The sequence below is a fragment of the Lentzea sp. NPDC059081 genome (assembly GCF_042738015.1).
Classification (GTDB): domain Bacteria; phylum Actinomycetota; class Actinomycetes; order Mycobacteriales; family Pseudonocardiaceae; genus Lentzea.
Genome location: NZ_JBHYGW010000013.1, coordinates 53,537 through 74,591, shown reverse-complemented (window position 1 = coordinate 74,591; position 21,055 = coordinate 53,537). Strand labels below are relative to the sequence as shown.

Annotated in this window: 17 protein-coding genes; 4 read left to right on the top strand and 13 right to left on the bottom strand. The window is 68.2% G+C overall.

Annotated features, from left to right (window positions below; genetic code table 11):
* Positions 1-27: 27 nt before the first annotated feature.
* The 3 genes from ACFWV3_RS26620 to ACFWV3_RS26610 all read left to right on the top strand — a co-directional run bounded on the left by ACFWV3_RS26620 (position 28) and on the right by ACFWV3_RS26610 (position 3,123).
* The gene (locus ACFWV3_RS26620) at positions 28-714 is read left to right on the top strand and encodes a DUF6802 family protein (RefSeq protein WP_382414779.1); all 687 of its coding nucleotides are present in this window, start codon (positions 28-30) and stop codon (positions 712-714) included.
* Between the two features lie 311 nt (positions 715-1,025).
* Positions 1,026-2,837 carry a phosphoenolpyruvate carboxykinase (GTP) gene (locus tag ACFWV3_RS26615; RefSeq protein ID WP_382414777.1) on the top strand — a complete coding sequence of 604 codons (1,812 nt, stop codon included), beginning with the start codon at positions 1,026-1,028 and terminating at the stop codon, positions 2,835-2,837.
* 73 nt (positions 2,838-2,910) lie between these two features.
* Positions 2,911-3,123, top strand: coding sequence for a hypothetical protein (locus ACFWV3_RS26610; RefSeq protein WP_382414775.1), 213 nt, complete (start codon positions 2,911-2,913; stop codon positions 3,121-3,123).
* A gap of 342 nt (positions 3,124-3,465) precedes the next feature.
* Here the strand turns inward: ACFWV3_RS26610 and ACFWV3_RS26605 are convergent, their stop codons facing one another.
* The 5 genes from ACFWV3_RS26605 to ACFWV3_RS26585 form a co-directional block, all read right to left on the bottom strand.
* The gene (locus ACFWV3_RS26605) at positions 3,466-4,308 is read right to left on the bottom strand and encodes a septum formation family protein (RefSeq protein ID WP_382414773.1); all 843 of its coding nucleotides are present in this window, start codon (positions 4,306-4,308) and stop codon (positions 3,466-3,468) included.
* Complete coding sequence (locus ACFWV3_RS26600) at positions 4,305-5,552, bottom strand: hypothetical protein (RefSeq protein WP_382414771.1); 1,248 nt, start codon at positions 5,550-5,552, stop codon at positions 4,305-4,307. Before ACFWV3_RS26600 ends, ACFWV3_RS26605 begins: the two co-directional genes overlap by 4 nt.
* Positions 5,553-5,621: 69 nt before the next feature.
* The gene (mctP, locus tag ACFWV3_RS26595; protein WP_382414769.1) at positions 5,622-7,259 is read right to left on the bottom strand and encodes a monocarboxylate uptake permease MctP; all 1,638 of its coding nucleotides are present in this window, start codon (positions 7,257-7,259) and stop codon (positions 5,622-5,624) included.
* The gene (locus ACFWV3_RS26590; protein WP_382414767.1) at positions 7,259-7,525 is read right to left on the bottom strand and encodes a DUF3311 domain-containing protein; all 267 of its coding nucleotides are present in this window, start codon (positions 7,523-7,525) and stop codon (positions 7,259-7,261) included. Before ACFWV3_RS26590 ends, mctP begins: the two co-directional genes overlap by 1 nt.
* A 105-nt stretch (positions 7,526-7,630) precedes the next feature.
* Positions 7,631-8,317, bottom strand: a complete 687-nt coding sequence (locus ACFWV3_RS26585) for a GntR family transcriptional regulator (RefSeq protein ID WP_382414765.1) — start codon at positions 8,315-8,317, stop codon at positions 7,631-7,633.
* Between the two features lie 96 nt (positions 8,318-8,413).
* Here ACFWV3_RS26585 and ACFWV3_RS26580 point away from each other — a divergent pair, with 96 nt between their 5' ends.
* Positions 8,414-9,193, top strand: a complete 780-nt coding sequence (locus ACFWV3_RS26580; protein WP_382414763.1) for a LamB/YcsF family protein — start codon at positions 8,414-8,416, stop codon at positions 9,191-9,193.
* Positions 9,194-9,385: 192 nt separating this feature from the next.
* Here ACFWV3_RS26580 and ACFWV3_RS26575 read toward each other — a convergent pair whose 3' ends face one another.
* The 8 genes from ACFWV3_RS26575 to ACFWV3_RS26540 form a co-directional block, all read right to left on the bottom strand.
* Positions 9,386-10,276, bottom strand: coding sequence for an ROK family protein (locus ACFWV3_RS26575; RefSeq protein WP_382414761.1), 891 nt, complete (start codon positions 10,274-10,276; stop codon positions 9,386-9,388).
* Positions 10,277-10,297: 21 nt separating this feature from the next.
* Entirely contained in the window at positions 10,298-12,406 is a 2,109-nt protein-coding gene (locus ACFWV3_RS26570) for a hypothetical protein (RefSeq protein WP_382414759.1), read from the bottom strand.
* A gap of 5 nt (positions 12,407-12,411) precedes the next feature.
* Positions 12,412-13,179 (bottom strand): amino acid ABC transporter ATP-binding protein, encoded by a 768-nt coding sequence (locus tag ACFWV3_RS26565; RefSeq protein ID WP_382414757.1) that lies wholly within the window; start codon positions 13,177-13,179, stop codon positions 12,412-12,414.
* Complete coding sequence (locus tag ACFWV3_RS26560) at positions 13,176-13,976, bottom strand: amino acid ABC transporter permease (RefSeq protein WP_382414755.1); 801 nt, start codon at positions 13,974-13,976, stop codon at positions 13,176-13,178. Before ACFWV3_RS26560 ends, ACFWV3_RS26565 begins: the two co-directional genes overlap by 4 nt.
* A gap of 79 nt (positions 13,977-14,055) precedes the next feature.
* A complete protein-coding gene (locus ACFWV3_RS26555; protein WP_382414753.1) occupies positions 14,056-14,868 on the bottom strand; it encodes a transporter substrate-binding domain-containing protein in 813 nt (270 codons plus the stop codon).
* Positions 14,869-15,109: 241 nt separating this feature from the next.
* Positions 15,110-17,764, bottom strand: coding sequence for a glucosidase (locus tag ACFWV3_RS26550; protein ID WP_382414751.1), 2,655 nt, complete (start codon positions 17,762-17,764; stop codon positions 15,110-15,112).
* Positions 17,765-17,853: 89 nt separating this feature from the next.
* Positions 17,854-19,551 (bottom strand): ATP-binding protein, encoded by a 1,698-nt coding sequence (locus ACFWV3_RS26545; RefSeq protein WP_382414749.1) that lies wholly within the window; start codon positions 19,549-19,551, stop codon positions 17,854-17,856.
* Between the two features lie 69 nt (positions 19,552-19,620).
* Complete coding sequence (locus tag ACFWV3_RS26540) at positions 19,621-21,039, bottom strand: M20/M25/M40 family metallo-hydrolase (RefSeq protein ID WP_382414747.1); 1,419 nt, start codon at positions 21,037-21,039, stop codon at positions 19,621-19,623.
* Positions 21,040-21,055: the final 16 nt, after the last annotated feature.

Sequence of the window (21,055 nt, the reverse complement as noted above, 5' to 3'; positions counted from 1 at the left end):
ACATGAGCAAGCAGGAGGTGTGTCCCGGTGTACATCGACGAGAACGGTGCGGCCGACGCCGAGCTGAAGGTGACCGTCGAGGACGAGGAGTACACCGCCGACGTCACCTTCGACCTCGACCAGGACGGCGTGAACGACTCCGCCGTGGTCGAGACCGATGACGGCGGTCATCTCGCGTTCACCGACACGAACGGCGATGGCGACGCCGATCTGATGAGCACGTTCGACAAGGACGGCAATCTCCTGAGCCAGGCGCGGTTCGAGGAGAATTCCGGTGAGTGGGTTGCGGTCGACCCCAACGACAACCACCAGGAAAAAACAAATTCTTCGTCTTCCCAGGCGATTGTCGTGACCACCGACGAAGGTGAGCGAAAGGTCGGCCCGGCGACCGAGGACACCGATGGCGACGGCAAGGCCGACACCGCGGTGGTCCGTGACGACGACGGTGACACGTGGCTGTTCACCGACAAGAACGGCGACGGCAAGGCCGACCTGGCGACCGAGATCACGCGATCCGGCGAGGTCACGATGTCCGAGCAGCGCGGGGACGACTGGGTCGAGGTCGAGCACGGGCACATCGAGTCCGACGGCCGGTACGTGACCGACTCGAAGAGCGGCGTTCTGGACGACTCGGACGACTGGTTCGAGGAAGAACGGTTCGACGGTGTCGTCCGAATCGATTCCACCACCGGGCAGTGGATCAGCCCGAACTGACGTCAGAACTGAAGCGCAGGTCACAGGCCCCGGTGTGGTGAGAACCGCACCGGGGCCTCTTGTGTTTTTCCCATCTTCAGGCGGTCTTAACTCCAACCGAGTGCTGAATCGATTCCAGAATCGGTTTTGTGAGGCAAGCGACAGGCTGGGGGTGCTTTACCTGCCATTCATCGGGCTAACCTCAGTCCATCCCCTTCCACGCACGCCCGGCCCCACCGGGCGTCTGGAGCTATTCCCGAGGACGACGAAGTCCTGCACCGGACCACCACGTCCTCGGGTTGCCGAGGCGTTCAGTCAGGAGACGAGACGAGATGACGGCAGTGACCATTCCCGGTCTCGAACACGCACCCACCAACCACGCGCGTCTGCTCGCATGGGTTCAGGAAGTCGCTGAGCTGACCTGCCCCGACGAGGTTGTTTGGGCTGACGGGTCTCAGGGCGAATGGGACCGTCTCACGAAGAAGCTCGTCGACGCCGGCACCTTCGTGCCGCTCAAGAAGAAGCCCAACTCGTTCTGGGCGGCCTCGGACCCGAGCGACGTCGCGCGCGTGGAGGAGCGGACCTACATCTGTTCCGTGCGCGAGGAGGACTCGGGCGCGACGAACAACTGGATGGACCCTTCGGAGATGAAGGCCATCATGCGCGAGCTGTACCGGGGCTGCATGCGCGGTCGCACGATGTACGTCATCCCGTTCTGCATGGGCCCGCTCGACGCCGAGAAGCCGATGCTGGGTGTCGAGATCACCGACTCCGAGTACGTCGTCGTCTCCATGCACATCATGACCCGCATGGGCACCAAGGCCCTCAACGTCTTCGGTGACGACGCGGACTTCGTGCCGGCGCTGCACTCGCTGGGCGCGCCGCTCGAGCCCGGCCAGGAAGACGTGCAGTGGCCGTGCAACACGACCAAGTACATCTCGCACTTCCCGGAGACGCGCGAGATCTGGAGCTACGGCTCTGGCTACGGCGGCAACGCCCTGCTCGGCAAGAAGTGCTACTCGCTGCGCATCGCGTCCGTGATGGCGCGCGACGAGGGCTGGCTCGCCGAGCACATGCTGATCCTCAAGCTCACCTCGCCGGAGAACAAGGCGTACTACATCGCCGCCGCGTTCCCGTCGGCCTGCGGCAAGACGAACCTCGCCATGCTGGAGCCGACCATCCCCGGCTGGAAGGTCGAGACGCTCGGCGACGACATCGCCTGGATGCGCTTCGGTGAGGACGGCCGCCTGTACGCGGTGAACCCGGAGAACGGCTTCTTCGGCGTCGCGCCCGGCACCGACTACCACACCAACCCGAACGCGATGCGCACCATCGCCAAGGGCAACTCGCTGTTCACGAACGTCGCGCTGACCGACGACGGCGACATCTGGTGGGAGGGCATGGGCGAGCCGCCCGCCCACCTCACCTCGTGGAAGCACCAGGACTGGACGCCGGACAGCGAGGAGCTCAGCTCGCACCCGAACTCCCGCTACTGCACGCCGATCGACCAGTGCGACATCAAGGCGCCCGAGTGGGACGACCCCAACGGCGTGCCGATCAGCGCGATCTTCTTCGGCGGCCGCCGCGCCACGACGATCCCGCTGGTCACCGAGTCGCGCGACTGGCAGCACGGCACCTACATGGGCGCCACGCTGTCGTCGGAGACCACGGCCGCCGCGGTCGGCAAGACCGGCGTCGTGCGCCGCGACCCGATGGCGATGCTGCCGTTCATCGGCTACAACGCCGGCGACTACTTCCAGCACTGGGTCGACCTCGGCAAGCGCGCCGACGCCGACAAGCTGCCGAAGATCTTCTACGTCAACTGGTTCCGCCGCGGTGAGGACAAGCGCTTCCTGTGGCCCGGGTTCGGCGAGAACTCGCGCGTGCTGAAGTGGGCCATCGAGCGCCTCGAGGGCAAGGCCGCCGCCGTCGAGACCCCCATCGGCTACGTGCCGACCGCGGACGACCTGGACCTCGAGGGCCTGGACGCGTCGCGGGAGGACATCGAGGCCTCGCTGCAGTTCGACGCCGACGAGTGGCGCGCCGAGATCCCGCTGGTCGAGGAGTGGTTCGCGAAGATCGGCGAGAAGGTGCCGACCACGCTGCGCGACGAGCTGGCTGCGCTGAAGCAGCGCCTGGGGTAACAACTTCAGGTGTTCGGTGACCCACCGGTCAATGGCGACCGGTGGGTCACCTCTTTGAGGTACTACTAGTGGCGTGACGCAGGACGAGGATTTCCTCGGCGGCCTCCACTACGACGGCACCCAGCGCGACGTCGAGGTCGGACCGACCAAGGGCATCGTGCGCTACTACCCGGTGCCGCCCGCTCCACCGGCCCGCACGCCGTGGTGGCGGTACACAGTCGTGTTTCTCGTTGGTTTAGCCATCGGGACCGCAGCCGGCGTGGTCCTGTGCAGCAATTTCCTCTGAGTCCGTGCAGCTCGTAGTCCACATGGGACGAAGTTGTCCACAGTTGTGGACTGTTCTGTGCACATGTTGTGGATAGCTGTGGACAAGCCTGGGGACCGTCCTGGGCCGACTGGCGGCACCGGTTCCGCCATCCCTAGCGTTTGTGTTAAGGCCTTGCAACGTCTCCAGCAAATGGTCTTGCCGCGGGAATGAACCTCGCCCGTCCCGGGAACGTCCTAGGTACGTGATGGCGATCACAAAGATCGTCACCGAAGGCGGAAAGGGAGGTGTGCCGTGGGGATCGCGGGAATCGCGATGCTGGTGCTGTCCCTGGCCGCCGTGCTGATGGTCGTGATCGCCGGGCTAGTTCGGCAGCGGGTTGTCCCGGATGCCGAAGAGGGTGCCGTTGAAGGCCTTGGTGGCCTCCGCGTAGCAGACGGCGTTGGTCCAACCCTCTGACCACGCCTGGGAACCGGGGTTGCGCCACGCCGGGAACACGTCGGTGCGCTTGCTCGAACCCAGGTAGTCGTGCACGGCCTTGGTGCACTTGTCGTTGGCGATCGAGTTCATCTGCTCCTTGGACGGAGCGGGGTCGCTGGACTTGCCGAGCGACACGACACCACCGGGCACGGCTTCGGCCAGGTGTTGCGTGTTGCACGCGACGACCTTGACCTCCTGGTCCTTCGACGGCGAGCCCTGGGTGCAGGTCTGGAACGTCGAGAAGCCGTTGCCCTTGAGGACGTCCTTCACGGAACCCTTGCGCGCCAGCGGCTTCTCGTCGGGGCTGATCTCCACGACGGTGCACAGCCGCCAGCGCTGCCCGTCCTTCCAGCCCTGCTCGTTCGGCCAGAACGCCCAGACCCGCAGGCGCGTCGCGTCGGCGTCCGCGCTGCCCAGGTAGTCGGCGAGCGTCTGACGGCACGGCGGGAGCGCGGCCTTGCGCAGCGCCTGCGTGTCCGGGTAGGTCGTCGAGAGGCCGCTGAGCTCACCGACGCTCATCACCTCGGCCTCGTGCGAGTCGGTGCACTGCAGCACCTTCAGTTCGTAGGCGTTCATGCACTGCCCCGGCTTCGGCAGCGTGGGTGCGGCGGCGGAGGCGGTGGACGGCATCGGTCCCGGGACCGCCTGCCCTCCCACCTGGATCGCGCACGCGGACAGCGCCAACGTGCTCAGGACAATTGCCACCGCCAGCCGCACACGAGTCACACCACAGAGACTAGGGCCTTCACCTGATCCGCGATGTCCCGACGCTGCTTTTCGAAGGCTTCGTCGGTCAGCGCGGCCGGGTCGGCGGGCTGGCCGAGCACCGGGGTGTGCAGGTGTCCGCCGAGGACGTTCGTCGCGCCGTAGCCGGTTCGCAGGCGGTTGGCCCGGTACATGCTCTCGTTGGAGAGGTAGTCACCGCCGCCACCGCTGGCCGCGACCCTGCCCGGCGTCGGCTGGTCCGTGCGGCACGACTGCTGCGACCCGACGGCCACCCACTCGCAGAAGGCCAGGTTGTAGTTCACGGTGAACGGGCCGGTGCCCGCGTCGATCATCTTCTGGTACGGCAGCGAGGTCTCGATGAACTCGTCCGACGGCTGCGGCCAGCCGGGAGCGTTCGGGACGCTGCCGTACGAGCTGATGTCGTTGTTGTCGCCGAAGCCGCCGCGCCAGCGCGCCGCCCACCGCTCGACGTCGAACCGGCCGGGACGTCCCTGGCTGATCGTCACGAACGCGTCGGGCTTCTGCTGCAACGCCGTTCCGTAGAACTGCTCGACGATCCCCTCGTCGAACCCGCCCCACAGCACCGGCAGCACCGCGGCCTGCAGCACGACCTTGCCGGTCGGCGTGTCGATCTCGCGGCCGTCGAGCTGCAACGCCGCCGCGCCCGCCGGGTTGGCGCGCCGCACGTTCGCGCCGCTGAGCTGGAACGGGTCGAAGCCCGTCACCGCGATCTTGCGCACGCCGGGCCTGAGCGGGAACTTCTCGTCGCTCAGACCGCGGGAGGCCCAGTCGAAACGCTGGATCAGCTTCGCGCGGTCGGCGGGCGAGAACGCGAAGCGCGGCTTCCACTGCCGCAGCGCGCTGCTGAGCTGCAGGCGCGCCCAGTACAGCGGCCGGTCGTCGTAGGCGTCGTGCGCCAACGGCTTCGTGCTCTGCGCGCGGGCCACGGCGGCCTTCCACAGCGCGTCGCCCTCGCGTTCCACGAACTGCTGTGCCTGCTTGGACACCGCCTGGCGGCAGAGCTTGGCGGTGAAGTCCGCGACGCGGCCGTCGAAGCCGGCGAGCTTCACGAGCGCGGGCCCGACGGCGGGGCCACCGGTGACGAGCGTGTCGTCGAGCCGCTGCTCCTCGACGGTCAACGGCGCGGCGGTGTCGTAGCAGGTCGAGTCCTGTGCTTGCGCGACGGAGGGACTCAGGACGAGTGCGGCGGCGGTGAGGCCGACCAGTCCGGCAATGGTTTTCACGGGTCCATCTCAACGAAGAAGGCCACCCGCCGTAACCGGCGGGTGGCCCATTGCGTTAACTGCTACGTCTCAGTGAGCGGCGGCCACGGGCTTCACCCGCGGGTTGTCCTCGTCGACGTGGTAGTCGGACGGGTCCGTCTGGTCCGTGCCGTTGAACGCCTTGGCCTGCCTGGCGATCAGCGTGACGACCACCGCGACCAGCAGGTTGACGAACAGCGCGACGGCGCCGACGTAGATCTGCGTGGTCGAGGAACCGAACGGGTGCCAGCCGAACAGCGAGATGTTGCCCAGCGGCAGCGCGGAGCCGGCGAAGTGCGCCTTGCCGACGGCCGGGTTGCCGATCGTGTAGAGCAGCCACATGCCGTAACCCATGCCGGCGACCCAGCCCGCGACCAGGCCGTAGACGTGGAACCAGCGCGTGTAGAGCGCGATCGCGACCGCGGGCAGCGTCTGCAGGATCATGACGCCGCCGATGAGCTGCAGGTCGATCGAGAACTGCGGGTCGACGAACACGATGAACGCCACCGCGCCGAACTTCACGACCAGCGACGCGAGCTTGGCCTGCTTGGCCTCCTCCGCCGGGGTCGCGTTCTTCTTCACGTACTCCTTGTAGATGTTGCGCGTCCACAGGTTCGCCGCCGCGATCGACATGATCGCCGCCGGCACCAGCGCGCCGATGCCGATGGCCGCGAACGCGATGCCCGCGAACCACGACGGGAAGTTCGCGCCGAAGAGCTCGGGCACGATCGTGTTGGTGTCGGGACGCCCGGTCGCCTGGTTGACGATCGGCTTGGTGCCCGCGCTGATCGCGACGAGACCGAGCAGCGCCAGCAGACCCAGCAGCAGCGAGTACGCCGGCAGCGCGACCATGTTGCGCTTGATGACGTTGCGGCCGCGGCTCGCCAGGATGCCGGTCAGCGAGTGCGGGTAGAGGAACAGCGCGAGCGCGCTGCCCAGCGCCAGCGTCGCGTACTGCAGCTGGTTGGAGCCGGTGAGCAGGATGCCGTCGGCCTTGTTCGGCGTGGCGTCGAACTTGGCCTGCGCGTCGTTGAAGATCTCGCCCCAGCCGCCGAACTTCGCCGGCAGGTAGACGATCGCGACGAGGATGACCAGGTAGATCAGGATGTCCTTGACGAACGCGATCAGCGCCGGCGCCCGCAGACCCGACTGGTAGGTGTAAAGCGCGAGGATCACGAACGCGATGAACAGCGGCAGGTGGCCGAGGAGGCCGGACCCGTTGAGGCCCATGGACCGCAGCACCGCTTCGAGGCCGACGAGCTGCAGCGCGATGTACGGCATGGTCGCGACGATGCCGGTGATCGCGATGATCAGCGCGAGCCAGTGCGAGCCGTAGCGGCCCTTCACGAAGTCGGCGGGCGTCACGTAGCCGTGCACGCGGCTGACCGACCACATGCGCACCAACGGCAGGAAGACGATCGGGTAGAGGATCACCGTGTACGGCAGCGCGTAGAAGCCGAGAGCGCCCGCGCCGAACATCAGCGCCGGCACCGCGACGAACGTGTACGCGGTGTAGAGGTCACCACCGACCAGGAACCACGTGATCCAGCTGCCGAACTTGCGGCCGCCGAGACCCCACTCGTCGAGGTGTTCGAGGGTGTCGCCCTTCTGCCACCGCGCCGCCAGGAAGCCCATCACGGTGACGAGCAGGAAGAGGACGCTGAAGACGATCAGCTCGGTCCACTGCATCAGTTCGCTCCCTCGTCCAGGTCGTCCACGCCGAGCTTGTCGGGCTTGCCGGTGACCACGGGCTCGTCCTTGGTCTTGACGTAGACGAGGCCGACGCACAGGACGCCGAGCGGCACGAACAGGAACTGGTACCAGTAGAAGAACGGGAGCCCGAAGATCCGGGGCTCGTCGATGTTGAACCACGGCGTGATGAGCATGAGCAGCGGAACTATCAGCAGCAGGTTCCAGTTGCTCCAGCGCAAGCCGGTCTTGTGATCCGACGGCATGGTGGCCCTCCGTGTACGCGGTGTTGCGCGGATGTTAGGCCTGATCACACGTGCCGTCAGCCTCGTGATCGGAATCGTTGCACTCGGCTTAACGTTCCCTTTGGACTATTCGGCCCGCAGGCGGCCCGCAAGATCCTGTTCAGCGGCGTGGAAGTACTCGTCGAGCTGGTCGACCGCCTGTTGAACAGTCCCATTGTTCAACAATTCCACAATCCTGCGATTCCACGGCAGGTACGTCTGGTGGAACGCCTCGACCTCGTGCGCGACCCGGAAGGCCAGCATGAGCTCGGCGAAGAGGCGGTCGCACTCGTCGCTCAGCCGGGAGCTGCCGGCGAGACCGACGATGCCGCGGTGGAACTGGATGTTCGCGCTGCCGGTCTTGGTGAAGTCGCCCTTCTCCGCGCGGGCCACGGCCTGCCGCACGGGCGCCCTCACCGCTTCGCGCTGCGCGTCGCTGACGTCGTCCCACAGCCGGAGCGCTCCGCACTCGATCACGCTGCGCGCGGCGTAGAGGTCGCGCACGTCGTCGCCCGTGGGCCTGCGGACGAACACCCCGCGGCTGTGCTCGTGCACGAGGATCCGGTCGCGGGTGAGCAGCCGGAACGCCTCCCGCAGCGTGTTGCGGCTGACCCCGAGCGCGCCGCCGATCGCTTCCTCGCTTAGCCGCAGACCGGGTTCGAGCTCGCCGTCGAGCACCCGCTCCCGCAGCATGTCGGCGACCTTCTGCGCGGTGCTCGCGCGCTCCAGGTCGGCCTTGCCCTGCGCCAGCGTCGACACCCACGTCTCACTCACCGATCCAGTCTATTTGCAGGATCGTTCGATTGCACTATCGTAGAATCGTTCAACAATCCCACGATCCAACAACCGGAGCTCGATGGAGGGGTGGCCATGGACCTGAACGCGGATCTCGGCGAGGGCTTCGGCCACTGGACCTTAGGCGACGACAAGGCCCTCCTGCAGATCGTGACCAGCGCAAACATCGCCTGCGGCTACCACGCCGGCGACGCCGACACCATGCGCGAAACCTGCGCCTCAGCCGCCGCGGCAGGCGTAGCCATCGGCGCCCACGTCGGCTACAACGACCTGCCAGGCTTCGGCCACCGCTTCATCGACGTAGCCCCGGACACCCTCACCAACGAGATCCTCGCCCAACTCGGCACCCTCGCCGTCTTCGCCCGAGCAGCCGGCACCCGAATCTCGTACGTCAAACCACACGGCGCCCTCTACAACACCTTGGTCCGCCACGAGTCCCAGGCAGACGCCGTGGTGGACGCAGTACGCCTCTTCGACCCCACGCTCGCCGTACTGGGCCCACCAGGAGCCGTCTGGCTGAAACGAGCCTCGGTGGCAGGCCTCCGAATCTGGCACGAGGCCTTCGCCGACCGCGCCTACACCACAGCCGGCACCTTGGTCCCCCGAAGCGAACCAGGCGCAGTACTGCGAGACCCGGCCGAAATAGCGGCCCGCTGCGTCCAACTGGCCACCGAGGGCTGGCTGCGCAGCGTCTCCGGACGCCCGGTCCGCATCCAGGCGGACTCGATCTGCGTGCACGGCGACACCCCGAACGCCGTGGAGATCGCCCGCACCGTCCGCACCGCCCTGGAGTCGGCAGGGGTGGCGGTGGCCAGAGTGGAGTCACCGCTGCGCCACACCCGCCAAGCGGTCTGACGCTCAACGGCGCCCGGAGTGTCAGACCTCATCTGTAAGTTGGGTCGCGGGGGACGCCAAATCCAGGGGGACCCTTGCGCAAGCGCGCCCGGCGACCCAGCGCACCCGGCCAGCCGACCTGGGGCCCGGCAACTCGCGCGAAGGCAGCGCCCGTCCACTCACCTCTTGGCCAGGCCAACAGCCAGCCCGGCCTCACCGCACCAGCGCAGCCGCCCCCACCAGCCCGGCATCCCCACCCAGCTCCGCCGCCCGAACCTCCAGCCCGGCCAAGTACGACAACCCGGCGTGCGTCTTCAAAGTCCGCCGCACCGGCTCGAACAACAGCTCCCCGGCCTGAGCCACCCCGCCCCCGATGACCGCCAGGTCGAGGTCGCACACCGCCGCAGCCCCGGCGATCGCCATCCCCACCGCCTGACCGGCCCGGTCGAAGGCCTCCAGCGGGATCTCCTCACCGGCCAGCGCGGCGGCCGCGAGCAACGCCGCGTCGGCGTCGTCCGGCGCCTGCCAACCGGCTCGCCGGGCCCACGTCACCATGCGCGGCCCGGATGCGACCGTCTCCACGCACCCGCGCCCGCCGCAGGTGCAGGGCGCGCCGCCCGGTTCCACGACGATGTGGCCGATGTGCCCCGCGTTGCCGGTGCGGCCGCCGAACGGGCGTCCGTCCAGGACCAGGCCGCCGCCCACGCCGGTCGACACGACCAGGCCGACCATGTGCGTGCTGCCCCTCCCGGCGCCGCGCCAGTGCTCGCCGAGCGCCATGCACACGCCGTCGCCCGCCAGCTCCACCCGCACGCCGGGGAACAGCGACGCCACCGACGCGCGCAGCGGGAAGGCCTGCCACGACGGCACGTTGATCGGCGAGACGGTGCCGGCGACCGCGTCGAGCGGGCCGGCCGAGCCGATGCCCACGCCCGCCACCTCGGCGTCACCGACCACCGAGGACGCCAGGGAGACGACTGCCTCCCACGGGTCCGAGGCGGGCGTCGGCACGCGCGCCGAGCGCACCACCGAGCCGCGGGAGTCCACCAGGGCGGCGGCGATCTTGGTGCCGCCGAAGTCCAGTGCCAGCACCAGATCAGTCACGAGAACGCATGGTAACCGCCGCTACCGCTTCAACATGCGGGTCAGACCGGCGGCGACGGTGGTGGCGAGCAACCAGCCCGTCACGATCAGCCCGGACGCGATCCACTGCGACGCGCCGGGCGTCTGCCAGCGGTTCTTGTTGCCGAAGTCGACGATCGGCACCACCAGGTCGATCGTGTAGAGCCACGCGTTCCACGGCAGGTGGTCGTCGTCGTTGATCTCGATGAGCGGTCCCTTGAACTGGAACCACAGGCTGCCCACGACCCACGCCGCGATCAGCCACCCCAGCGCCCGCGCCGGGCGGTAGCCGTAGCCGACCATCGACCGCTGCAGGAAGCTCCACACCAGCACCAGCGGACCGAAGAACCGCATGCCCTCGGCGACCGCCTTGTACCGCAGGCGCTGCTTCTCGATCAGCACGGTCGAGGCGTGCTCCTCGTTGCCCGCCGCGGCCAGCATCTCGGCGAACTGGTCGTACGGCCGCGGGTGGTAGCTGCGGCGCATCGCGGCCCGCAGCCAGCGCAGGCGCTGCTGCACCTGGTCGTCGTCGCGCAGGTCGATCGGGTACGCCAGCGAGTCGTAGCGGAAGTCGTCGAGGTCGATGAACCCGGTGGCGTTCCAGAAGTTCTCGTTGTCGTCCAACGACGTGCAGCGCGCCTGCCGCAGCGTCACGAGACCCTTCGGCGGCGACACGACGTTGAGCATCAGCTCCTGCACCTGCATGCCCATGGCGTTCAACGCGTGGCTGTCGAGCTTGTAGCCGAGCACCGCGCCGTTGAAGTTCGCCATGCGCCCGATCGTCGCCCGACGGCAGCGCACCCCGCCGTGCGCCACGAACTCCTTGTCGCCACGTGCGCAGATGAGGTCGCGGCCGATCGTGGCACCGCCGATGTCCAGTGACGGCTTCTCGCGCGGCTGGTGGCGGTACTTGCCGGGCTTCACGAGCCGGCTGCCGCGCAGGTCGAGGTTCGCGCCGACGGTGATGCCGCGCAGCTCCAGGCCGCCGGAGACGTCCGACTCGCGCACCACGAAGTTGCTGCCGATCTGCGACCGGTTGGCCAGCACGGCGTCCGCGGCCGGGTTGTCCACAGTGGCCCGTTCGATCGTGATGCTGCCGCGCACGTGGGTGTCGACCATGCGCAGCTGGCCCTTGATCCGCACGTGGCGCCCGACCACGTCACCGCCGATCTCCGCGCCGTCGACGTGCAACGCGCGCCCGGAGCCGGTCGGGTCGGTGCCGACGGACGGCGGCGAGACGGCGTCCAGAACGGCGTCCGCCAGCGACAACGTGCCGCCGATGCGCGCGTTCACGGCGCGGACGGTGCCCGCGCTGGAGAAACCGCGGTCGAGCTCGAGGTCGCCGGACACGTCGGAGCGGTCGAGGATCAGCGTCGCGGACGGGTCGGCGTGCGGGTCGGTGGTGTCCTCGAACCGCGAGCCGCGGGAGAGCTTCGAGCCGCGCAACGACAGCGCGGAGCTGATCCGGGCGTTGGAGAGGAACACGACGCCGTGCGAGGTGATGGTGCCGAGGAAGTTGCCGCCGACCTGCATGCCGTTGCCGTTCAACGTGAAACCGTCGGCGTTCTCCAGCACGGCGTTGGTGAGGTTGACGTTGCCGCCGATGCGCGCGCCCGCGAGCCGCATCTCGCCCTCGGTGTGCAGGCCGAACCCGAGCAGCGCGCCCGCGACCGTCAACCGGTCGCCGTGGATGCACTGACCGCCCGGCATTCTGAAACTGCTGTCCCGCAACAGGACCGAGCCCGCGATCTCGGCGTCGGTGAGGTCGGTCAGGCCCGTGACGCGGCAGCCGAGCAACGAGACGTCGTTGCTGCTGCTGAGGTTGCGCGCTTCCAGACCCGGCAGGTCGCAGTCGGTGAACGAGATGCCGGCGAGGTTCGCCTGCCGCAGGTCCGGCGCCGCCTCGAACTGGCAGTGCTCGAACTCCAGCACGTACGGCACCTCGACGGCGCGCAGGTCCAGGACGTCGGTGACCACCCTGTCCACCACGCGGATGACGGGTGGGGTGCTCGGCCTGCGCCGAGGCAACCGCCACCCGCCACCAGCGGAGTTGTCGTTCTCCCCCAACAACCCCCTGAGCACGTCCGTCGCGCTGACCCTCCCCCTGGCCACCGCGGCTACTCCGGGTCGCCCGGACCGTGGTGCGTCGGGTCGAGCACGCGCGCCAGGAACTCCTGGGTGCGCGGTTCCTGCGGGTTGCCGATCACCTCGGCCGCCGGGCCCTCCTCGACGATGTAGCCGCCGTCCATGAAGATCACCTTGTCGGCGACCTCGCGGGCGAACTGCATCTCGTGGGTCACGACCAGCATCGTCATGCCCTCGTCGGCGAGCTGGCGCATGACGCCCAGCACGTCGCCGACGAGCTCGGGGTCGAGCGCCGACGTCGGCTCGTCGAACAGCATGACCTCGGGGTCCATCGACAGCGCGCGGGCGATCGCGACGCGCTGCTGCTGGCCACCGGAGAGCTGCGCGGGCATCGAGTGCGCCTTCTCGCTCAGCCCGACGCGCTCCAGGTTGTGCAGCGCCACCTTGCGCGCCTCGTCCTCGGAGCGCTTGAGCACCTTGCGCTGCGCCACGGTGAGGTTCGCCAGCACGTTGAGGTGCGAGAACAGGTTGAAGCCCTGGAACACCATGCCGATCTTCGTCCGGGCCGCGTCGATGTCGACGTCCGGATCGGTCAGCTCGGTGCCGTTGACGACGATCTTGCCGCCGGTCGGCTCCTCCAGCAGGTTCACGCAGCGCAGCAGCGTCGACTTGCCGGAGCCGGACGGGCCGATGATGCAGACGACGTCGCCGCGGTTGACGGTCACGTCGATGTTCTTGAGGACTTCCAGCGGGCCGAACGACTTCTTCAGCCCGGTGATCTCGACGGAGACGTCGCTCATGCGGACACCTTCTTCCTGCCGCCGGTGCCGCGGCGCTCGAGCCAGCGCGACAGGTAGCCGAGGGGCAGCGTGATGATCAGGTAGCACAGACCGGCGATGAGGATCGGCGTCAGCGACGGGCTGCGGCTCAGCGTCTCACGACCGAACTTCGTCAGCTCGTACTGCTCGCGGAACAGACCCAGGATGTAGATGAGCGAGGAGTCCTTGGTCAGCAGGATCAGCTCGTTCGTGAGCGGCGGCAGGATGATCCGGAACGCCTGCGGGATCACGATCGTGACCATGGCGCGGCCCTGCGACATGCCGAGCGAGCGGGCGGCCTCGACCTGGCCCTTCGGCACGGCCTGGATGCCGGCGCGGATCGTCTCCGCCATGTACGCGGCACCGACTCCACCGAGCGCCAGCATGACCGTGGTCAGCGGCGGGAACTGCATCTGGAACGCGATCGGCACGCCGTAGTAGATGCCGATGAACACCAGCAGCGCGGGGACACCGCGGAAGAACTCGATGTAGACGGTCGCGATCCACCGGTAGGGGGCGACCGACGACAGTTTCATCAACGCGAGCACGAGGCCCAGCGCGAGTCCGAACCCGAAGCCGAGCGCGGTGTAGATGATGGTGTTCTTCAGCGCCACCGTGATGACGTTGGGGAACATCGACTTGGCGATGTCCACGTTGAAGAACGCGGCCTTGATCTGACCCCAGTCCGCCAGGAACGCGACCAGCAGGGCGATGACGATCAGGAGGCCGTACTGCGCATAGCGGAAGTACTCCGCGCGCTTGCGCTTGGACACAGCCATGGAGGCTCCTAGCGGACGTGGTTCGGACAAGCGGCGGGGCCGGCGCGACGTGAGCCGCACCGGCCCCGGAGCGTGGGGACTACTTGCTCGCCGGCTTCTTGCCGAACCACTTCTCGTAGATCTTGTCGTACTCGCCGTTCTCCTTGGCCTTCTTCAGGACCTCGTTGACCTTCGTCTGGAGAGCGGTGTTGCCCTTCTTCATGCCGATGCCGTACTGCTCACCGGTGTCGAACTCCTTGGTCACCTCGGTGTCCGGGAACTCCTTGGCGTAGTCGTAGAGCACGCCGTTGTCGTTGATGGCCGCGTCGACCGCACCGGTGCGCACGGCGGTCTCCATCAGCGGGAGGTCCTCGAACTGGACGACGGTGTAGCCGTTGGCGGCCGCGTTGTCGTTCGCGTACTTCTCACCCGTGGTGTCCTGCTGGACGCCGAGCTTCTTGCCCTTGAGGGCCGCGAGGTCGGCGTAGCCGGAGCCCTTCTTGACCAGGAGCGCCTGCGAGGCCTCGAAGTACGGGTCCGAGAAGTCGATCGCCTGCTTGCGCTCGTCGGTGATCGTCATGCCGGCGGCGGCCAGGTCGCACTGGTTCGCGCTGAACGACGTGCCCGACGTGATCGTCTCGAACGGCGTGTCGAAGATCTGCTGCGTGACGCCGAGGTCCTTGGCGATCAGGTCCACCAGGTCGACGTCGAAGCCGATCGTCTTGTCGCCCTCGCTGTACTGGAAGGGCTTGTAGGAGAGGTGTGTGCAGGTGACGAGCTTGCCGCTCTGCACCAGCGAGACGCCGGAGTTGCCGGCGGGCTGGTTCGTGGGAGTCGCGCAGCCCGACGCTGCCATCACGGCCAGCCCCAGTGCTGGGACCACGGCCATCAACTGCCTGGTTCGACGAGCCACTGCGTCACTCCTCGTAACTGTCGCGGACGAGTGAACGGGATCCTGCCACTCGGGTGACGCGGTGGACAGCACGTGCGTGTTACAGGCCACTGCCTTGCAATGATTTTGCGTCAAATCGCATTTTGAGACGCAAAATATTGTGCAATTTGGCCTAGGTCACACAACCTCTGCACTTATTGCACTCGAATGGTAACGATCCGCGAGCGTGTCCTTGATCAGGATTTGATCACGACAGTGCTGCTCAGCGCGTGCGTTCGGTCAACAGACCGGCGACGAGTGCCGTCCACCCGGTCTGGTGCGTGGCCCCGAGACCCTCACCCGTGTCGCCGTCGAAGTACTCGCTGAACGTGACGTGCTTGCGCCAAAGAGGTGATTCCGATGCCTCTATCCGTTTGCCGTCCGAAGGCCTGCGCCCGTCGTGGTCCGGCAGGAAGAGCCCGACGAGCCGGTCGCTCAGCTCGTCCGCCACCTGGCCCGCGGTGACCCAGCGGCCGGAGTGCGTCGGCATCTCGACCTGGAACATGCCGTCGTGGAAGGCGCAGACCGTGCGCAGTGCCTCGACCAGCAGTGCGTTGGTCGGCAGCCAGATCGGGCCGCGCCAGTTCGAGTTGCCGCCGAACATCGGCGTGTGCGACTCGCCCGGCTCGTAGCCCATGCGGTGGTCCTGGCCGGCGACCTTGACCTCCAGACCCTCGCGGTGGGCGGCGCTGAGACTCCTGATCCCGTGCGGTGACAGGAACTCCTGCTCGTCGAGCATCCGGTGCAGCACGCGCTGGAGCTTGCGTTCGTCCAGCAACGACACGAACGCGCCGCGCTCGTAGTGGAACGCGATGAACTGCCGCAGCTCCGGCCGCCGCTTGAGCAGGTGGTCCAGCCGGCTGGTGAACCCGTGCAGCTCCTCCAGCACCCACGGTTCCAGCACGGCTGAAGCCAGCAACGGGATGAGACCCACCATCGACCGCACGCGCACCGGTTCGGACTCGACGCTGCCATCGGGCCTACGGCGCGAGACGCGGTCGTAGCAGAAGCCGTCCTCGTCGTGCCAGATGCCGCCGCCGTGCGAGCCGAAGTGCGTGAACGCCTCCGCGATCGACAGGAAGTGCTCGACGAACTTCGTCGCGACGTCCTCATAGGACTCGTCGTCGCGCGCCAGCTCCAGCGCGATCTGCATGAGGTGCAGGCTGTACGCGGCCATCCACGACGTGGCGTCGGACTGCTCCAGCCGCCACTCGCCGAGCATCGGCTCGGACCGGTTGACCGGCCCGATGTTGTCCATGCCGAGGAACCCGCCCTCGAACAGGTAGCTGCCGTCGGCGTCCTTGCGGTTGACCCACCACGAGAAGTTGAGCAGCAGCTTGTGGAAGACCTTCGCGAGGAACCCGCGGTCCCTGCTGCCGTCCGCGCGGTAGACCTGCAGTGCCGCCCACGCATGCACGGGCGGGTTGACGTCGCCGAACTCCCACTCGTAGGCGGGGATCTGACCGTTGGGGTGCATCATCCACTCGCGGCAGAACAGCAGCAGCTGCTCCTTCGCGAACGCCGGGTCGACCAGTGTGAACGGGATGGTGTGGAACGCGAGGTCCCACGCCGCGAACCAGGGGTACTCCCACTCGTCCGGCATGGAGATCACGTCGGCGACGTCGAGGTGCCGCCAGTGCACGTTGCGCGCCTGCGGAGTCCTCCTGCTGGACGGCGCCTCGGGCTTGGTCGGGTCGCCGTCGAGCCAGTCGCGCGTGCGGAACCGGTAGTGCTGCTTGGTCCACATCAACCCGGCGAGCGCGCGCCGCAGCACGTGCTTCTGCTCGCGGCTCACGTCCGGCGCGATGTCGTCGTGGAACTCGTCGGCCTCGACCCGGCGCTGGGTCATGGTCTCCTCGAAGCTCGGCCCGAACGGGTCCAGGTGCCCGTCACCGCCGACGAGCCTGAGCCGGACGGTCACCGTCTCGCCCGGCTCCACCGGGTCGAACGAGTACCAGGCGGCGAACTTCGTGCCGGCCGCTCCCGCGTCGTCCGGCCCGACCACCTGGCAGCTGCTCGTGGACCCGCGCACCACGTAGTCGCAGATGCCGTCCTTGGCCCACGGCGACGGGTTCCGCTCGGCCCCGAAGAGCGCCACCTCGTTGCTCTCGTTGTCGGTCATCAGCATCGACGGCGAGTCGTCGAGGTGCAGCGTGTACCGCCCGAGGTTGCCGTGGTCCGCCGTGACCTTGCGCCCGGTCGACGTGCTCGCGACGAGCTGGCACGGCCGCTGGTCCCGACCCCACGCCCACGTGTTGCGGAACCACAGCTGCGGCAACAGGTGCAACGGCGCGTCCTCAGGCCCGTGGTTGGTCGCGCTGATCTCGACGCAGATGTCGTCCGTGTCGGCCTTCGCGTACGTCACCTGGACGTCGAAGAACCGGTTCTCGTCGAGCACACCGGTGTCGCTCAGCTCGGGTTCGCGGTTCTCCCGGCCCGCGTTGCGCGCCATCTCCCTGAGCTGCGCGTACGGGAACTCGCGCTGCGGATACCGGTAGACGACCTGCATCCAGGAGTGGGTGGGCGTCCCGTCGGTGACCCACCAGTGCTCCTTGACGTCCTCGCCGTGGTTGCCCTCGTCGTTGGTGAGCCCGAAGTACCGCTCCTTGAGGAACGGGTCCCGCCCGTTCCACAGCGCCAGCCCGAAGTTGAGGAACCCGTGCACGTCGCAGATGCCGGCGATCCCGTCCTCACCCCAGCGGTAGGCGCGGGACCGGGCGTGGTCGAACGGGAACGAGGCCCACGCGTCACCCGCGGGCGAGTAGTCCTCGCGGACCGTGCCCCACTGGCGACCCGACAGGTACGGCCCCCACAGCCGCCACGGCGAAGTCGGGTTCTCCGACTCCGCGAGACGCGCGCGTTCCGCTTGTTCGACCATCGGCCCAGTGTGGGACACCTGGTCGGACGCCTGGTGGGGGCCAGGTCCTGTCTGAGTTCTTCCTCACTACAGGGCCGGTGGAGCCGATCTCATCGGTCACCGGTCCACAGGTACCTGCGTTTCGGGCTGCGCGGGGTTCCCTCGGCACGGACGACACCTCGTGCCATCAGCTGTTCGAGCCGCGCCAGGACGGTCGGCCGGGAGTACCCGGTCGCCTCCAGCAGTTCTCTGGCGCTCGCCGAACGCAGCGTGCGCAGCACGTCGGCGACGTCGACCTGGGTCGGCGTGACCGTGAAGAGGTCGGGCGTCTCCGCCGTCACCCCCAACGAGTAGGTGGCGTACCTGCGACCGCCGGTGCGGACCGCCAGACCCCTGTCGACCAGGTCGCGGAGCACCGCCGTCGCGTCGGCCTGGTTCGCGCCGAACTGCCGCAGTGCCGCGTTGCTGATCGGCCGGCCGTGGTGCATCGTCGCGAGCGCGAGCTCGTGCAGCTGTGTCAGCCCGGGCTCGCGCAGCCGGGACAGCCACTGGCGGGTGGCGGGGTCGAGGAGCTCGGACCTGCTGAACTCCACCTCGAACCTGTTCGCGAAGTTGCGGAAGATCGGCCTGGCCAGTCCCGACCGCTGGAGCTCCCTGATCATCGCGGGAACACCGGACGCGCGGTTCTCGGCCACCAGCCGATCGCTCGCCGGCAGGTACGTGTCCGACAACAGCGAGGCCAGGAACGAGTTGCGCGACGAGCTCACGCCTTCCGCGCCGAGGTCCTCCAGCACCACCGGCCCGAACAACCCTCCCGGGCTGCGGACGAGCAGGCGGTCGGGGTGCAGTTCGATCTGGACCTGGGTGCCGCGGGTACCGCCGCTGTAGTCGCGGTGCAGGAGAGCGTTGACCACCGCTTCCCGCACGGCTTCCATCGGGTAGTCGAGCTGTTCGCGCCGGCCGCTGTCGTCGACGTGGGTCCGAACTCGCATGTGCCGCCGCAACACGGCCATCGTCTCGTCCACGAGTTCCGGAACAGGGCCGCGGATCACCGGGTTGTCGTCGAACCTCGGCCCGGTCGCGTCGCCGCTGTACACCACCACCGAGACGGTCAGCTGGGGGAAGAACTGCTGGGGGTAGGTGCCGAAGGTGAGCAGCCCGCCGATCGACGGCACCAACATCCCGTTCTCGGTCCGCACCAGCACGCGCAGGCGTTCCAGTGCGCTTACCTCGTCCAAGTCGCGAAAAGCCCGGGACGTCTGCCGCACACGTTCGACGGTGCGGCCGAAGGAGACGCGGTCGAGGTCGCCGATCACCGCCTCGGCCACCGGGTCCAGGTCGTGGCGCGGCTGACCGCGGTTGGCGATCGCCAAGCCGATCTCGGTCTGGGTCATCCTGCGGTCTCCGTCGCCGACCCGCACGAACGAACCCGTGGCGATCCCCTTGGACTCGACGTAGCACGGTCGATGGTCGGAAGGCAGCGGATCGATCTCCGCCACGACGACCGGCAGGCCCTCCAACTCGACGACGTCCACCGTAATCCGGAGCGGGGGATGCAGGCAGTCACTCGCGCATGCGGCCAGGTCGTCGCGCGACTTGGTCGCGTCCGCGAGCCGGACCGGGCGGAAACCGTCGTTCTCGTCCAGCCCGAGCACGAGCGTTCCGCCGTTGGTGTTGGCGAAGGCGGACAGGGTCTCCACGACGCTCTTGGGCAACCCGCCGGCTGCGGACTTCACCTCGACATCGCTCATCTCGGCGCCTGTCCGGCGCAGGCGTTCGACGAGCGACAGCAGTGTCGAGGTGTCCAAGACTCTCCCACTCTCAACTCTCAAGCACTTGCTTGAGAGTACCTTAGAGTAGTTGAGAGTAGCGGAGAGTCAGCTCTTCCTGGAGTGCGCGTCGAGCACCAGCGCCACCGCCTCGGTGACCCGAGCCGCGTGCGCCAGGTGCAGCCACTCGTCCGGCACGTGCAGGTTGGAGTCCGGCCCCACCGCGCCCGTGACCACGAACTGCGCGTCCGGGTACGCCTCGTGGAGCAGCCCCATGAACGGGATCGACCCGCCCAGCGACACGGTCCGCCACGGCGCGCCGAAGACCTCCTTGCCGGCGTCGTCCAGCGTCGCCGACAGCCACGGCGCCAGCTCCGGCGCGTTCCAGCCGTCCGCGTACTCGACGCGCGAGAGTTCGACCGTCGCGCCGTAGGGGACGTCCGTCGTGAGCTTGGCCTTCACCGCTTCCAGCGCTGCCGCGGCATCCGCCGTCGGCGGCAGGCGGAACGAGAGCACGAGGGTCGTGAACGGCCGCAGCACGTTGCCCGCGTCGTCCGGCAGGGGCAGTCCCTCGGCGCCGGTGACGGACAGGGTCGGCCGCCAGCCGGAGTTCAGCGCCAGCTCGACCTCGTCGGAGGCCATCGGCCGCAGGTCGCCCACCCGCGGCACCGGGTCCCACAGCGCGCCGGGAGCGGCCTCGACGGCCTCGCGGACCTCGGTCAGTCGCCCGGCCGGGATCTCGACGTGCATCTCCGGCACGAGGATCTCGCCGGTCTCGGCGTTCTCGATCCGGTCGAGCAGGATCCGCGCGATCCGGAACGACGACGGCACGATGCCCGACGCCATGCCGGAGTGCATGCCGCCCTCCAGCACCCGCACGGTGGCCGTGACCTGCACCAGCCCGCGCAGCGACGTCGTCAGCCACATGCGGTCGTAGTCCGAGCCGCCCGAGTCGAGGCAGACGACCAGCGAGACCTGGCCGAGCCGTTCCGACAGGTGTTCCAGGTAGGCGGGCAGATCGGGCGAACCCGACTCCTCGCCGGTCTCCAGCAGCACGACGCAGCGTGCGTGCGAACCACCCGCCGCGCGCACGGCCTCGATAGCGGCGATTGCGGCATATCCGGAGTAACCGTCATCGGCCGCGCCACGGCCGTAGAGACGTCCGTCACGCAGCACGGGGGTCCACGGGCCCAGCCCCTCGCCCCAACCGCCCACCGGCGGCTGCTTGTCGAGGTGTCCGTAGAGCAACACCGTGTCGTCGCCGGAGTTACCGGATGCCGGCACGTCCACCACCAGCAGGGGCGTGCGTCCCGCCAGTTGGACGACTTCGAGCCCTGCGCCCGGCAGATCCCGTGCGGCGATCCAGGCCTGCACGTGGGCGATCGCCGCGGCCAGTTCGCCGTGTTCTTCCCATGCCGGGTCGAACGCGGGCGAGATCGCCGGCACGGCGACGAGCTGAGACAGGCTCGGGACGATCTGTTCGTCCCAAAGCGTCCTGACGGTGCTGGTCACAACTGAGCGGTCCACCTCTCGATCCTGTCAC